The sequence below is a fragment of the Paraburkholderia sp. BR13444 genome, from assembly GCF_040948755.1.
GTDB classification, from domain to species: Bacteria; Pseudomonadota; Gammaproteobacteria; order Burkholderiales; family Burkholderiaceae; genus Paraburkholderia; species Paraburkholderia youngii.
This window is the reverse complement of record NZ_JBFPKM010000002.1, coordinates 596,360-610,721: the sequence shown is the minus strand read 5'-3', so window position 1 is coordinate 610,721 and position 14,362 is coordinate 596,360. Positions and strand designations below refer to the sequence as shown.

12 protein-coding genes, 2 tRNA genes and 1 pseudogene are annotated in these 14,362 nt (G+C 63.3%); 9 read left to right on the top strand and 6 right to left on the bottom strand.

All coding sequences use genetic code 11. The features are described from left to right. Positions 1 to 25 precede the first annotated feature (25 nt). Positions 26 to 856: an alpha/beta fold hydrolase gene (locus tag AB3X95_RS07180; RefSeq protein WP_368620989.1), complete on the bottom strand. Its 831-nt coding sequence runs from the start codon at positions 854 to 856 to the stop codon at positions 26 to 28. A 262-nt stretch (positions 857 to 1,118) separates the two neighbouring features. Between AB3X95_RS07180 and AB3X95_RS07175 the strand changes: the two genes are divergently transcribed. The 5 genes from AB3X95_RS07175 (at position 1,119) to AB3X95_RS07155 (ending at position 7,134) form a co-directional block, all read left to right on the top strand. Further along, positions 1,119 to 2,501 (top strand): amino acid permease, encoded by a 1,383-nt coding sequence (locus AB3X95_RS07175; RefSeq protein ID WP_368620988.1) that lies wholly within the window; start codon positions 1,119 to 1,121, stop codon positions 2,499 to 2,501. A 121-nt stretch (positions 2,502 to 2,622) separates the two neighbouring features. After that, a complete protein-coding gene (locus tag AB3X95_RS07170) occupies positions 2,623 to 3,888 on the top strand; it encodes a glycosyltransferase family 87 protein (RefSeq protein WP_368620987.1) in 1,266 nt (421 codons plus the stop codon). 258 nt (positions 3,889 to 4,146) lie between these two features. After that, complete coding sequence (locus AB3X95_RS07165; protein WP_368620986.1) at positions 4,147 to 5,463, top strand: hypothetical protein; 1,317 nt, start codon at positions 4,147 to 4,149, stop codon at positions 5,461 to 5,463. A gap of 14 nt (positions 5,464 to 5,477) precedes the next feature. Continuing rightward, positions 5,478 to 6,299: an ankyrin repeat domain-containing protein gene (locus AB3X95_RS07160; protein WP_368620985.1), complete on the top strand. Its 822-nt coding sequence runs from the start codon at positions 5,478 to 5,480 to the stop codon at positions 6,297 to 6,299. Next, positions 6,274 to 7,134 carry an ankyrin repeat domain-containing protein gene (locus AB3X95_RS07155; protein WP_368620984.1) on the top strand — a complete coding sequence of 287 codons (861 nt, stop codon included), beginning with the start codon at positions 6,274 to 6,276 and terminating at the stop codon, positions 7,132 to 7,134. The genes AB3X95_RS07160 and AB3X95_RS07155 overlap by 26 nt, the downstream gene beginning before the upstream one ends. Positions 7,135 to 7,151: 17 nt before the next feature. Here AB3X95_RS07155 and AB3X95_RS07150 read toward each other — a convergent pair. The 3 genes and pseudogenes from AB3X95_RS07150 to hemN all read right to left on the bottom strand — a co-directional run. After that, positions 7,152 to 7,307: pseudogene (locus tag AB3X95_RS07150) on the bottom strand (integrase); the annotation flags it as partial. 252 nt (positions 7,308 to 7,559) lie between these two features. Further along, positions 7,560 to 7,644 (bottom strand) — tRNA-Leu (locus AB3X95_RS07145). Positions 7,645 to 7,765: 121 nt separating this feature from the next. Further along, positions 7,766 to 9,151, bottom strand: coding sequence for an oxygen-independent coproporphyrinogen III oxidase (hemN, locus tag AB3X95_RS07140; RefSeq protein WP_368620983.1), 1,386 nt, complete (start codon positions 9,149 to 9,151; stop codon positions 7,766 to 7,768). Between the two features lie 179 nt (positions 9,152 to 9,330). Between hemN and AB3X95_RS07135 the strand changes: the two genes are divergently transcribed. From AB3X95_RS07135 to AB3X95_RS07125, 3 genes are all read left to right on the top strand, one after another. Beyond that, positions 9,331 to 9,633 (top strand): YkgJ family cysteine cluster protein, encoded by a 303-nt coding sequence (locus AB3X95_RS07135; RefSeq protein WP_176105286.1) that lies wholly within the window; start codon positions 9,331 to 9,333, stop codon positions 9,631 to 9,633. Positions 9,634 to 9,716: 83 nt separating this feature from the next. Beyond that, entirely contained in the window at positions 9,717 to 10,310 is a 594-nt protein-coding gene (locus AB3X95_RS07130; RefSeq protein ID WP_368620982.1) for a DUF1439 domain-containing protein, read from the top strand. Positions 10,311 to 10,400: 90 nt separating this feature from the next. Beyond that, on the top strand, positions 10,401 to 11,237 hold the full coding sequence (locus AB3X95_RS07125; RefSeq protein ID WP_368596540.1) for an undecaprenyl-diphosphate phosphatase: 837 nt from the start codon (positions 10,401 to 10,403) through the stop codon (positions 11,235 to 11,237). 69 nt (positions 11,238 to 11,306) lie between these two features. On the opposite strand, the gene trmB is transcribed toward AB3X95_RS07125, so the two are convergent. Then, on the bottom strand, positions 11,307 to 12,113 hold the full coding sequence (gene trmB / locus AB3X95_RS07120; RefSeq protein ID WP_368620981.1) for a tRNA (guanosine(46)-N7)-methyltransferase TrmB: 807 nt from the start codon (positions 12,111 to 12,113) through the stop codon (positions 11,307 to 11,309). A 126-nt stretch (positions 12,114 to 12,239) separates the two neighbouring features. Continuing rightward, a tRNA-Gly gene (locus AB3X95_RS07115) sits at positions 12,240 to 12,313 on the bottom strand. A gap of 223 nt (positions 12,314 to 12,536) precedes the next feature. Here AB3X95_RS07115 and AB3X95_RS07110 point away from each other — a divergent pair. Beyond that, positions 12,537 to 14,261: a methyl-accepting chemotaxis protein gene (locus AB3X95_RS07110; RefSeq protein WP_368620980.1), complete on the top strand. Its 1,725-nt coding sequence runs from the start codon at positions 12,537 to 12,539 to the stop codon at positions 14,259 to 14,261. Positions 14,262 to 14,362 lie beyond the last annotated feature (101 nt).

Below are 14,362 nucleotides of genomic sequence, written 5' to 3'. Positions count from 1 at the left end.
GCCGCTGACAGCTTATTGCGGTGGCCTACTGCTGCTGCCGGCTCAACTCGCGCGCCGCATGATCGATTGCCTCGGCCACCGCCCCGGCGTGCGACACCGGCGCGAGGTGGCTCGACGCGACCGGCACCACCTTCGCGCCGATGCGCCCGGCGATCATTTTCTGCAAATCCGGCGACACCGCCCGGTCTTTCGTCGTCAGCACGTACCACGATGGTTTGTCTTTCCAGCCGACCTGATCGACCGGTTCGTCGAATGCGCTCGCGGCGATCGGTACCTGCGCGGCGGCGAGCACGCGGGTGACGGTCTCGGGCACGTCGGCGGCGAGGTCGGCGTGATAGCGCGCGCGGTCGAGCCACAAAAACCCGTTCGCGTCCTTGCTGATGCTCTGGCCGGCCGGCATCGGCCCGCCGGCCTTCATCACGTCCGTCGCCGATTCGTGCAGTTGCGGCGCAAGCGCGGCGACATACACGAGCCCGGCGACGTTCGGCGCATTCGCGGCGACCTCGGTGATCACGACGCCGCCCCACGAATGCCCGACCAGCAGCACCGGGCCGTTCTCGCGATCGAGCACGCGGCGGGTCGCGGCAACGTCGTCGGCGAGCGATGTCAGCGGGTTCTGCACCGAGCTCACGTGATAACCCTTTTGCTGCAGCTTGGCGACCACGCCGTTCCAGCTCGAGCCGTCGACGAACGCGCCATGCACGAGCACGATGTTGCGCACCGGGCCGCCGAGCGCGGCGGCAGGCGGCGTGCTGGCGGTAGCGGGGGCCGCCGCCGTTTGCGCAAGCGCGGGTGTACCGACGCCCGCGAAACAGAGACACAACGCAGCGGCGCAAAGCAGACGTTTGGGCAACATGTTGAAGCTCCGCAGCTTGAAAAGTGGACTCCGGCAACATACTCGCGTGCCATCCCCGTGACAATCACAATCCGCGCGCTTGAGTGCGGCGCACAACGAAGGCGGGCGGCTACGAACGTCAGAGGAATATCGGTCGGGTAAAATTATCGGTTTTGCCGGACCGGACGCGTGCTGTCCGGCCGTGCAATCGGCCACAGCGCTGCCCTCGACAGCGTTCTACACGCAGCGGCCACACGCAGCGATCTCCACACAGCAGGGCGTAATGAATAGTGCAAAGCAGCAAGAGGGCCTGAAGCGCGGGCTCAAGAATCGTCACATCCAGTTGATCGCGCTGGGTGGCGCGATCGGCACCGGCCTCTTTCTCGGCTCCGCCAGCGTGCTGCAGGCCGCGGGTCCGTCGATGATCCTAGGCTACGCGATCGGCGGCGTCATTGCGTTCATGATCATGCGCCAGCTCGGCGAGATGGTCGCGCAAGAGCCGGTCGCCGGCTCGTTCAGCCACTTCGCATACAAGTACTGGGGCGATTTCCCGGGCTTCCTGTCGGGCTGGAACTACTGGGTGCTCTATGTGCTCGTCAGCATGGCCGAGCTGACCGCGGTCGGCACCTACGTGCATTTCTGGTGGCCGGGCGTGCCGACATGGCTGTCGGCGCTGGTGTGCTTCGCGATCATCAACGCGATCAATCTCGCCAACGTGAAGGCCTACGGCGAAACCGAGTTCTGGTTCGCGATCATCAAGGTCGCGGCGGTGATCGGCATGATCGTGTTCGGCGGCTATCTGCTGATCAGCGGTCACGGCGGCCCGCAGGCGACGGTCGCGAACCTGTGGCGTCACGGCGGCTTTTTCCCGCACGGCTTTCACGGCCTGTTCATGATGCTCGCTGTGATCATGTTCTCGTTCGGCGGGCTGGAGCTGATCGGCATTACGGCGGCCGAGGCCGCCGAGCCGCAGAAAAGCATCCCGAAGGCCGTGAATCAGGTGATCCTGCGGATCCTGATTTTCTATATCTGCTCGCTCGCGGTGCTGCTGTCGCTGTATCCGTGGAACGAGGTGGCGGCGGGCGGCAGCCCGTTCGTGATGATCTTCTCGCAGATGGGCTCGTCACTGACCGCCAACGTGCTGAACGTGGTCGTGCTGACCGCGGCGCTGTCGGTGTACAACAGCGGCGTCTACGCGAATAGCCGCATGCTGTACGGTCTCGCCGAGCAGGGCAACGCCCCGCGCGCGCTGCTGAAGGTCGACCGGCGCGGCGTGCCGTATCTGGCGATCGGTCTGTCCGCGCTCGCGACGTTCGCAGCCGTGATCATCAACTACGTGATCCCGGCCGAAGCGCTCGGTCTGCTGATGTCGCTGGTGGTCGCGGCGCTGGTGCTGAACTGGGCGTTGATCAGCCTCACGCATCTGAAGTCGCGCAAGGCGATGGTGGCCGCGGGCGAGACGCTGGTGTTCTGCTCGTTCTGGTTTCCGCTCAGCAACTGGATCTGCCTCGCGTTCATGGCGCTGATCCTCGTGATTCTGGCGCTGACGCCGGGCTTGTCGGTCTCGGTTTGGCTGGTGCCGGCATGGCTCGTGCTGATGTGGGGCGGCTACGTGATCAAGCGGCGCCGCGAGGCGACTCGCGCTAGCGTGGGGATTGCGAGCTGATCTTCACGCGGCGAAGTTCCCCACATAGGTCGCTCCCGTGTGGGCGAGCGCACAGATCGATTTTTGCGAACCGGTAATCTCTGTCCGGTCGTCCGGCACGAAGCCGGCGCGGAGAGACACCATGTTCAACTCAGGCGCGGTACGGACCAGGTCGAACTTCGGCGCGGGTGCCGCGCTCCTTCTGCTGATTGCGGTAGCCTGCCTCGCGCTGCGCATCCTGCACGTCGTCGCGAAGTTTCGTGGCGACGTCCCCGACGCCTTCGGCGATTTCAATTTCTACCTGTACGCCTTCGACGTCGTGCTGCACGACCCGGCGCGCCTGTACGATCACGACGCGCTGATCGCGTTCTTGCAGGGCATCGGCGCGCGCTCGACGGGCGACGACATCTTCTACGCCTACCCGCCGCAGTTCGCGCTGGTGTTTGCGCCGCTCGCGCTGCTGACGCCGCTCGCCGCGAAAATCGTCTGGGTGAGTGCGTCGATCGTGTTGTTCGCGCTGGCTTTGTATCTCGTCGTCACGATGGCGTACCGCGGCGCGGAGCGCAGCGTTAGCCTGCTGCTGGTGGCGGTGGCGCTGCTGAGCTTTCCGCTCGTCGAAGATACCTACGACGGCCAGTCCAACGAACTGCTGTTCTTCCTGCTGGTTGCGACCTTCGCGCTGATCGAGCGTGGCAAAGGCTATGCCGCTGGGCTCTTTCTCGGCTTCGCGATCGCGATCAAGCTCACGCCTCTCGCCGTCGCCGGTCTGCTGTTGCTGCGCCGCGAATGGCGCACGTTCGTGATGGCGAGCGTCGTTGCGATTGCCTTGACGCTGATTACCGGAGCGCGGCTCGGCTTCGACGTTCTGTGGCACTACTTCGTGTCGGACATGCCGCGCCTGAATGGCATGGCACTGGCGATGAGCGGTGGCGGCGCGCCGATGAACAACGCCGTGCGGGGCGCGTTGCAGACGCTATCGGCGACGCTCGGCATGCCGATGTCCGGTACGTTGCTGTCGATTGTCTCGCATGCGTTGGTGCTGGCTGCTTGCCTGCTGTCCGCGTATCTGGTGTTTCGCCGCCATCGGGACAGCCGCATCGACTACGCGCTCGCCTCGATGACGATGCTCGTGGCTTATCCGATCCTCGAGCCGATCCACATGGTGCTCGCGCTGATCCCGTTGCTGATTCTGCTGGGCACCGCATTCGAAGCGCGCGACGGGCAGTTGTCGGCGCTCGGTCCGAGACTGGAGATGCTGCTGGTCGCAGTCGTCGTGGTCTTGCTGTTCTTTGCGGCGCGGTTTGTGTCTTATACGGTCGCGGCGCTGATCATTTACCTGCTCTGTGTTGCAAGGTACTTTCCACCGTCAGAGGTGGGATGGCGAGAGCGGGCTTACCAGCCTGGATGAACGATCCTGGTGTGGCGCGGCTCCTCTAAGGTCTTTGCATGAAGGTGCAATGGGTATCAGAGAACTGCTCGCGGAGCAGGATGCAAAGTTCGTGAGCCTGCGGGCGCGGAGAGCCTCCGTGTTCTTGCGGGGGCTTTTCTGTTTCTTCGGAAGGCGGAGATTTTGGGCGGTCGCCCATGTACGGACTGCCTGTCGCACGGTAATTATCTGACTGCTGTCAACTCCGGCAGCGACTTCAGATAGACCAACGACACACCTATGTCCCTGTCCGTATTTGAGATGCACTCCGTGGAGCTGTTCTGCCAGCGGCCATCGGGTGCCTGTTATGTCATCTGTGACGAGTGGCGCTATAAGGCGTGCCTCGGCAAGGCCGCAGACCTTCCGAAGGCCAAGGCGGAGACCCGGGAATTTCTTGAGATTGCCGAACTCAATCACAGCAAGTGGGAGGAGGACCGAAAGCTTGTCAGGAATCTCCTTGACAGTCACTGGCTGTTTTTTCATAACGTGCGGGACCGTAACCCTGACACCGATGGCTGGTGGGTCATCGTTGCTCTTCTCGAAGAGGTTCGCCGGGGCAAACTGCTTGCCATTAAAGGTCCGCGCAATGGCCTGTTTCCGTCACCCTACAGCAGCACGCCGTTAAGAAATCCCGTAGCGAGGACCGGCAGTCATCCGGACGGCGAACCCATTCGGTCCGTCGAGTATGATCCGGCCACCTGGCAAGCCCAGTTAGCCGCTGCGCGCGCAGCCAGGGCGACACCGCCACACATCGAGATACCACAGGCACTGACCAAGGCGCAGCGGTGGCAGACGCGCAAGGCGCTGATTGCGGCGGGCAATGCGGCCATGTCCGGGCGCGTGCGGGCGGCGGCTGAACGGCTCGCACGCAACAATGTCGCGGTGGAGAAGGCCAGACTCTCCGATCATGTCTACGAGCCGTCCGGGCCGGTGCCCGAAGGGTGGGTGAACCGCAGCGGGGATAGGGGATTTCTACGGCAGTACGGCTTGAAGCCAATAGACCTGGAAATCGAAGGCGCGAACTTCAGGGCGCAGCTATACGAACCGGATGCGGCGGTCTTCGGTGCCGATATGAATCCGACACTCGCCTTCAAGGGAACCGAAATGACGAGCCTGAGCGACTGGTCGAACAACTCAAACCAGAGCGCGGATATGACATCGCCTTACTACAGGCGAGCCGTAGATATTGGATGGAAGATGCGCCGCACACAGGCACCAATTGATATTGCCGGACACTCGCTAGGTGGCGGTCTGTGTTCTGCCGCTTCTTTGGCCAGCGGCAAGGACTGCTGGAGCTTCAACGCCGCCGGCCTGCACCCGAAGACGGTCGAACACTACGGCGGCCAGGTCACGCCATCGAACATCAATGCCTACCATGTGAACGGCGACATTCTGACCGTCGCACAGACGTGGACGCCCCTGCCCGGTGCAGCCGGTACTCCCTATCTCCTTCCCGGCAGCGGCTCGCCCGTGTCGCGGCACTTCATCACGCAGGCAATAGACGGCATAGAGCAGCAGAAGGCGGAGGACATCACCGTACTTGAAACACTGTCATAGCGAGGCTGAAAGCGATGAAAGCACTCAGCCGAATCCTTATCGTGCCGGTGCTGTTACTGGCGATATTCCCTGTGGTTCATGCAATGAAAAAATTTCCCGCCACTGATTTTTTTAGCGGCCCGCAACTCGAACTGGCGCAGGCCATCGAGCGGGGTGACATGCAGCAGGTCCGGCGACTGGCTCCGAAGACGGACCTGAACACGCCCGGGCGCAAGAACATGACGATGCTGTTTTTTGCGTTTCAGGAGGCGTTGCAGCGCGACCCGCATCGGCTTGCGGTTACGTCGGAGGTGGTGAGGGCCGGGGCCGATCCTTTGCAGGCCGTACCGGATTTTGGTAGTCCCCTCGGGGTCCTGCTCAACAGCTCGCACCCGGAATTCCTGCGCGCGATGCTGGACGGGGGCGTTGATCCTAATCTGGTCTACAAGGGAGATCCATTAATTTTCTTTGTTGCAGGAGAGTCGACATCTGGCTCGCTCAAGCTGCTGGTGGAGCGTGGCGCCGATCTGAACCGGCGCGATTCGTTGCGCAATTCAGTGCTATATGAGGCGCTGGCAAATCGTGCACTAGATCAGATTGACTACTTGCTGGATCATGGTGCGAATCCCAACACCTACGATATCAAAGGCCTGTCGTTTCCTCAGGCGCTATCAACACGCATTGCCGATAACGCTTCCGCGCCCAATTCCCCGACCTACATAAAGCTAATCGAGATTCGGGATCGCATCATCAGGATGGGTGTGAAATGGCCCCCGGAGACACCGGCACAGATTCGAGCGCGCTGGGGGGCAAACGCACCGCGGTGGCTCGATGACAGCAAACTTCCTCTGCCTTGAAATAACGAGGCTGAAAGCGATGAAAACACTCAACCGAATCCTTATCGTGCCGGTGCTGTTACTAGCGCTATCTCCTTTGGTTCATGCAATGAAAAAATTTCCCGCCACTGATTTCTTTGGTGGCCCGCAACTCGAACTGGCGCAGGCCATCGAGCGAGGCGACATGGAGCAGGTCAGGCGGCTGGCACCGAAGACGGACCTGAACACGCCTGGGCGCAAGAACATGACGATGCTGTTTTTTGCGGTCCAGGAGGCGTTGCAGCGCGACCCGCATCGGCTTGCGGTTGCGTCGCAGGTGGTGAGGGCCGGGGCTGATCCCTTGCAGGCCGTACCGGATTTTGGCAGCCCCCTTGGGGTCCTGCTCAACAGCTCCCACCCGGAATTCCTGCGCGCGATGCTGGACGGGGGCGTTGATCCTAATTTGGTCTACAAGGGAGATCCATTAATTTTCTTTGTTGCAAAAGAGTCGACATCTGGCTCACTCAAGCTGCTGGTGGAGCGTGGCGCGGATGTGAACCGACGCGATTCGTTGCGCAATTCAGTGCTGTATGAAGCGCTGGCAAATCGCGCACTAGATCAGATTGACTACCTGCTGGACCATGGGGCAAACCCCAACACCTACAACATTAACGGCGAGTCATTCCCACTAGGGATATGGGACGACATTAATACCTTCGCGACTGATTCACCGGCCTACAGGAAACTGGTCCAAATCCGGGACCGCATCATCAGGATGGGCGTGAAATGGCCTCCCGAGACTCCGGAACAGATAAGAGCACGTTGGGGAGCCAATCCTCCGCGCCGGCTCGATGACAGCAAGCTTCCGCTGCCGTGAGGCAGAAACGGAAAGGGCTCTTCCAGTTCTTCATGTAGGATCGTGCGCGCCATCGCCCGGAAGCGGTGGCCGGTTATCTCCATGCGCGCATAGGAGCCAAGCCGCCGAAGCGCGGCATTGATAGCCGCTTCACTCATCGGGTGCTTGATATCGCGTGCGCTTGGGAACCCGTAGCTTTCCGGCAAAACGGTACTTGAAAATGCATCGCTTGTTGGTCGTTGGCGTGATCAGAAGCAGGCCGCCGCCGTACAGCTTCCGAAGTTTTTCACCCGGCTTCGTGTACGGATCGTGGCAACACGCCAAACGACCCCCTGATGGGGGCTGTAATCGCTGGTGAAACGTTGGAGACCACACAAACAAAAACCCCGCTCAGGGCTGGCTGTCGGGGCTTAGTGGGGAACCGTTGAAACCGGTTTAAGAGTGTTTGGTGCCCAGGGCCGGAATCGAACCGGCACGCCTTGCGGCGGGGGATTTTGAGTCCCCTGCGTCTACCAATTTCACCACCTGGGCAGAAACTGCAGCGCGCATCAGAAGTTAAGCGCGCGAGGAAGACGCAGATTATGGCCGAAAATCGCTCGACGGGCAAGCCGATTGCCTTCACCCGCCACAGCGCGTTCGCAACGAGCGGTCCTCAGACCGTGCGCGAGAACCGTGTGAGCGTCTGCTCGCCGAGATAGCGGTCGAATACCATCGCGAGATTGCGTACGAGCATGCGACCGGCCATCCGCACTTCGAGCTTGCGCGTGCCGAGCGAGATCAGCCCGTCGTCCTCGAATGACCGCAGACGCGCGAGCTCCGGCGCGAACGTGTCGGCGAAGTGGATGCCGTACGCCGCCTCGAATTCGTCGAAACGCAGTTCGAGGTTGCACATCAGTTGCGTGATCACGTCGCGCCGCAGACGGTCGTCGGCGGACAGGCGGATGCCGCGCGCGATCGCGAGCCGGCTTGCGTCGATCGCGTCGGTGTAGGCGGGCAGCTCTCGCGCGTTTTGCGCGTACACGTCGCCGACCTTGCCGATCGACGAGGCGCCGAAGCCGATCAGATCGCACTCGGCCCGCGTGCTATAGCCCTGGAAATTGCGATGCAGCGTGCGCTGTGCCTGCGCGAGCGCGAGCTCGTCGGTGGGCAGCGCGAAGTGATCCATGCCGATGTACACATAACCCGCCTGTGTCAGCCGTTCGACCACCCGTTGCAGCAGAACGAGCCGCTCCTCGCTCGACGGCAGCGTCGCGGCATTCATCTGCCGCTGCATCTTGAAGAGCTGCGGCATGTGCGCGTACGCGAACACCGACAGCCGGTCCGGCGCGAGTTCGAGCATCGTGTCGAGCGTGCGGCTGAAGCTCGCGACCGTTTGATGCGGCAGGCCGTAAATCAGATCGACGCCGATCGAATGAAAACCGTGCGCGCGCGCCGCTTGCATCACCGACGCGGTCATCTCGAACGGCTGGATGCGATTGATCGCCTGCTGCACGCGTGGATCGAAGTCCTGCACCCCGAGGCTCAGCCGGTTGAAGCCGAGATGGCGCAGCAGCGCGATCGTGTCGGGCGACGCCTCGCGCGGATCGACCTCGATCGAATATTCGGCTTGATCGTCGGGCAGCAGATTGAAGTGCTCGCGCGTTGCGGCCATCAATTCCGTCATCTCGTCATGCGACAAAAACGTCGGCGTGCCGCCGCCCCAATGCAGTTGCGACACGGGCCGCTGTGTATCGAAACACGCAGCCTGCAAGCCGATTTCGCGTTTGAGCCGCTCGAGGTACGGCCGCGCGTGCGCGCGGTTTTTCGTCACGACCTTGTTGCAGCCGCAGTAGAAGCACACGGTGTCGCAAAACGGAATATGGAAGTACAGCGACACATCGGTCGACGCGGCACCCGGATCGGCGGCGGCGCGGCGATAGTCGGCGGTGTCGAACGATTCGCGGAACTGCGGCGCGGTCGGATAGGACGTATACCGGGGACCATTCGCGCTGTAGCGCGCGAGCAGGTCGGGGCGGAACAGGGTGTCGGCTAGGGACATGAGCGGTATCGGACGGTGGGCGGCTCTCGCGGCGTATCGCGTGTGCATGGCCATTCGGGATTTTTCAGTTTAAATGCGCGCCTGCGGGCTCCGTTTGTGTAAAAAGGTCGCACAGACAGGCAGTGGCACAATGCGGGTCTGGCAACGCGTTGCCAAGGTTTGAGTTCAGGAAAGATGACGTGGATCAAAGGTTGAAGAGCGCACGAGTGGACGATCACGCGTGCCGTCCAGATTGCGGCGCGTGCTGTATCGCGCCGTCGATTTCGAGTCCGATTCCGGGTATGCCCAACGGCAAGCCGGCGGGCGTTCGCTGCGTGCAACTCGGCGACGATCTGCGCTGCGCGATCTTCGGCCGGCCGGAGCGGCCCGCATGCTGCTCGGGTCTGCAGCCGCAACAGGAGATGTGCGGCGCGAATCGCGGTGAAGCGCTCGCATGGCTCACGCAACTCGAAGTGCAAACGCAACCGGCATCGCATCCATGATGCGCGGCACGCGATAAGCGCCATCACCCACCTCAAAGCCAACGCGAGCCGATGTCCGCAAGGGCTTCCACAGGAGATTTCGCATGACTCGACCCGCAGCGCCGGCCCGGCGCCGCTTTCTGCGCGCCGCGCTGACCGGCTGCAGCGTGCTTGGCATCACCGTGTCGCTCGCGGCTTGCGCGAGCCCGACGTTTCCGTTCATGCCGTCGCAATACACGTTCTCGCAGAAGCAGGTGCAGGAGGCCGTGCAGCGCAAATTCCCGTATCAGCGCACGGTGTCGCAGGTGTTCGACGTCGCGCTGAGCAATCCGGTGGTGGGCATGCTGCCCGATGCGAACCGCGTGCAGGTGAAGCTCGACGCGCGTTTCGCCAGCCCGTTCCTGCAAGAGCCGGTCGATGGCGTGTTCACGCTGTCGAGCGAACTTGCCTACGACGCGGCGAGCCGTTCGGTGATCCTCAAGTCGCCGAGTGTCGATAACGTCAGCGTGAACGGCCAGGCGCAGATGTACACGCAGCAGATCAACGCGGCCGCGGCGCTGCTCGCGACCCAATTGCTGACCAACTGTCCGATCTACACGTTCAAGCCCGAGCAACTGCAATTTGCCGGCGTCCATTACGAACCCGGTACAATCACCATCCTTACAAACGGCATACGCGTGCAGATCGTCGAAAGATGACGCGCACGCGCGGCCACGAGGGCCGCGCGTGCCAGTCATGACCGTGCCGGCCCATTTCGTTGCGACAACCAACTGCGATAAGGGGCACGGATGGACTGGCTACTGGCTTGCAAAGCGCTGATTCTCGGCGTGATCGAGGGTTTGACGGAGTTCCTGCCGGTGTCGAGCACCGGGCATCTGATCGTCGTCGGCAGTCTTATCGATTTCTCCGACGAGCACGCGAAGACCTTCGATGTCGTGATCCAGCTCGGCGCGATTCTCGCGGTGTGCTGGGAGTTTCGCCGTCGCATCGGCAACGTGATCGTGGGTCTGCCGAACCGGCCCGAAGCGCGCCGCTTCGCGCTGAACGTCATCATCGCGACGATTCCGGCGGTCGTGCTGGGCCTGCTGTTCGAAAAGTCGATCAAGGAGGCGCTGTTCGCGCCGGTGCCGGTGGCGTTCGCGCTGGTTGCGGGCGGCGTCGTGATCCTGTGGGCGGAGGCGCGTCAACGTGCGCGCGGCGACGCGGCGGTGCGAGTGCGCAGCATCGACGACCTGAGCCCGCTCGATGCACTGAAAGTCGGCCTCGCGCAGTGCTTCGCGCTAATTCCGGGGACCTCGCGCTCGGGCTCGACGATCATCGGCGGCATGCTGTTCGGCATCGAGCGCCGCGCCGCGACCGAGTTTTCCTTCTTTCTCGCGATCCCGATCATCTTCGGCGCGACCGCCTACGAGTTGTACAAGGACTGGCATCTGCTTACCACCGACGCGCTCGGCAGCTTCGCGCTCGGCTTCGCGGCTGCGTTCGTCAGTGCGTTCATTTGCATTCGCTGGCTGCTGCGCTACGTCGCGTCGCACGACTTCACGGTGTTCGCGTGGTATCGGATCGGCTTCGGTCTGCTGATCCTGCTGATCGGTTATAGCGGCGGGTTGAGCTGGGCCGATTGAGGCTGGCTGTGCGATGAAAAAAGGTCCGCGAATGCGGACCTTTTTTCGTTGGCTTGCCGTTTCGTCGCGTTATGCGGCGGCGCGCTTGCGGAATACCAGGTCCCACACGCCGTGGCCGAGCCGCAGGCCGCGCCGCTCGAACTTCGTTACCGGACGATAGTCGGGCCGCGGTGCGTAGGTGTCGGCGGTGTTTTCGAGCAGCGGATCGGCGCCGAGCACTTCGAGCATCTGTTCGGCGTAGTTCTGCCAGTCGGTCGCGCAATGCAGATACGCACCCGGCTTCAGACGCGACACGAGCAGCGCGACGAACTTCGGCTGGATCAGCCGGCGTTTGTGGTGGCGCGCCTTGTGCCACGGATCGGGGAAGAAGATGTGCACGCCGTCCAGGCTGTCGGGCGCGATCATGTGTTCGAGCACTTCGACCGCGTCGTGCTGGATGATGCGGATGTTCGTCAGCGACTGCTCGCCGATCAGCTTCAGCAGCGCGCCGACGCCGGGCTCGTGGACTTCGACGCCGAGGAAGTCGTCGCCGGGACGCTGTGCGGCGATCTCCGCGGTGGTGGCGCCCATGCCGAAGCCGATCTCCAGCACGCGCGGCGCTTCGCGGCCGAACACGCCGGTCCAGTCGGGCTGCTGCGGCGCGTAGGGCACGACGAAGCGCGGGCCGAACTCATCGAGCGCGCGGCGCTGGCCGGTCGACACGCGACCCGCGCGCGTGACGAAGCTGCGGATGCGGCGGTGATGAAGCGTGTCGGCCGGCGTCGCACCGGGCGTGCCGTCGACGTTGTGCGTTTCGTCGCCGGCGGACCGGTCTGCTGCGCTCGTGGGAGTCGGGGAGTCGTCCGGGAGACCGGAGTCGTTTGGATCGTGGATCATCGTCGATGCTGCTGCAAGGGTGAGGGCTGCGCGGCTTGCGCGCTGTGCCGGGCCGTTGCCACTACAAAAAAGCCGCCTTCAGGGAGGCGGCTCTTGCTAGCTTCCGCTGAATGCTCAGCAGGAAAGTGGAGCGGGCGATGGGAATCGAACCCACGGCTCTAGCTTGGGAAGCTAGGGTATTACCATTATACGACGCCCGCGGAACTCGCGATTTTACAGGCTTTTGGGCGGTTTGGGCAGGGGTATGGTTCGCGCGCACGAACAGCCACCGCGCCTGTTCGCGTTGACGGTCAGAACGGCGCGCGTCTTCAGATGGCGTCTGCGCCTGCCGTTAACCCGAATGCTGCCCAACATCGTGTGCTTGCGCAGCGCAAGCCGGCACGCCCCCGGCGCTCCCCATCCTGTTCAAGAGACTTTCCCAAGATGCAGTGGTTTTCCAATCTGAAACTGAGCCACAAGCTGGTCGGCTCGTTGATGCTGTGCGCGTTCGTGACGGCCATCGTCGGCACGGTCGGTGTGCTGAAGGTGCGCGAAGTCGCGACGATGCAAACCGAAATGTACGACCGCGAATTCGTGCCGGTGCGCGACGACGGCACCGCCGCGTGGCAGGCGGCCTCGCACTTTCGCCGCCTCTATTCATACATCCTGAATCCGGAGCCGGCGGGTCGCGCCGATACGGTGCGCCTGAATCACGGCGGTGAAGCGGCGATCCTGGCGGCGTTCGACTACGAGCGCAAGCACGCGACCACCGACGCGCAAAAGCAATTGCTGAGCGACTTCGACGCCGCCTATCCGGCCTATATGAGCTCGGTCGCGAAGGTGATGGCGCTGGCCGACCAGGGCGATCAGACCGGCGCGCTCGCCGAGCTCAAATCGACCACCGACCCGCTGCACGTCAAGCTGCGCACATTGATGATCAAGCTGTCGGACGTGCGGGATGAGTTGGCCAGACAGCGCGTCGCGAACGGCGTCGACATGGTTCGCTCGGTGACGTGGTGGATCGCGAGCTGCGCGCTCGTCGGCGTCGCGATTGCGATCGGCTTGGGGTTGCTGGTGACGCGGGCGGTCGTGCGGCAAATCGGCGGCGAACCGGCCGAAGTCGCGAAGGTCGTCGAGCAGATCGCGGGCGGCGACTTGAGCCAGCGCCTGCACACCGGCGCGGCCGACGAGCGCAGCATCCTGCGCGCGGTCGCGCACATGCAGGAGCGTCTCGCGTCGACGATCGGCTCGATCCGCGAAAGCGCCGAGTCGGTCAGCATCGCTTCGCAGCAGATCGCGAGCGGCAACATCGATCTGTCCGCTCGCACCGAAGAGCAGGCCGCTTCGCTCGAACAGACCGCGGCGAGCATGTCGGAGTTGACGCAGACCGTCGGCCGCAACAGCGACAACGCACGAAACGCGAGCGCGCTCGCGACTCAGGCCGCACAGGTCGTCGACACCGGCAACATGGCGGTCGAGGGCATGGTGCGCACGATCGGCGAGATCAGCGGCAGCTCGACGAAGATCTCGGAAATTACCGGCGTGATCGAAGGCATCGCGTTCCAGACGAATATTCTTGCGTTGAACGCGGCGGTCGAGGCGGCGCGCGCGGGCGAGCAGGGGCGCGGTTTCGCGGTGGTCGCGAGCGAGGTGCGTAACCTCGCGCAGCGCTCGGCCAGCGCGGCGAAGGAGATCAAGGAGATGATCACGACGTCGGTCGCGATCATCGAGGGCGGCACGCAGCAGGCGGCCGAAGTCAGCACGACGATGGCCGATATCAAGGATGCGATTCATCGCGTGTCGAATATCGTCGGCGAGATCGCGACGGCCTCCGAAGAGCAGAACCGCAGCATTCACCAGGTCGGCCAGGCCGTCACGCAGATGGACGAGACCACGCAGCAGAACGCGGCCCTCGTCGAACAGGCCGCGGCGGCTGCGCAATCGCTCGAGGCGCAGGCGCGCAGGATGAAGCAGACGGTGTCGGTGTTCCGGACGGCGGAAAGCCGTGCCTTTGCGGCGGCCTTGCCAAACCCGGCGCCGGCGCCCACTCGAGCGTCGGCGCGCGTGCGCGTCGACCAGCCGGCGTTGCCTCAGGCCGCGGCGGCCGTGCCTGCGCGCGAGCGCGTGGCGGCGGCCGCGGCAGCACAGAGTGACTGGAGTGCGTTCTGATCCACGGCTCGCGACCGAGCCTGGCGATCCGGAAATTGACCGCCTGAGGGCGGTCGAAGCCGCCACGACGATCAGCAGACACGAAAACGCCGCCGCATGCA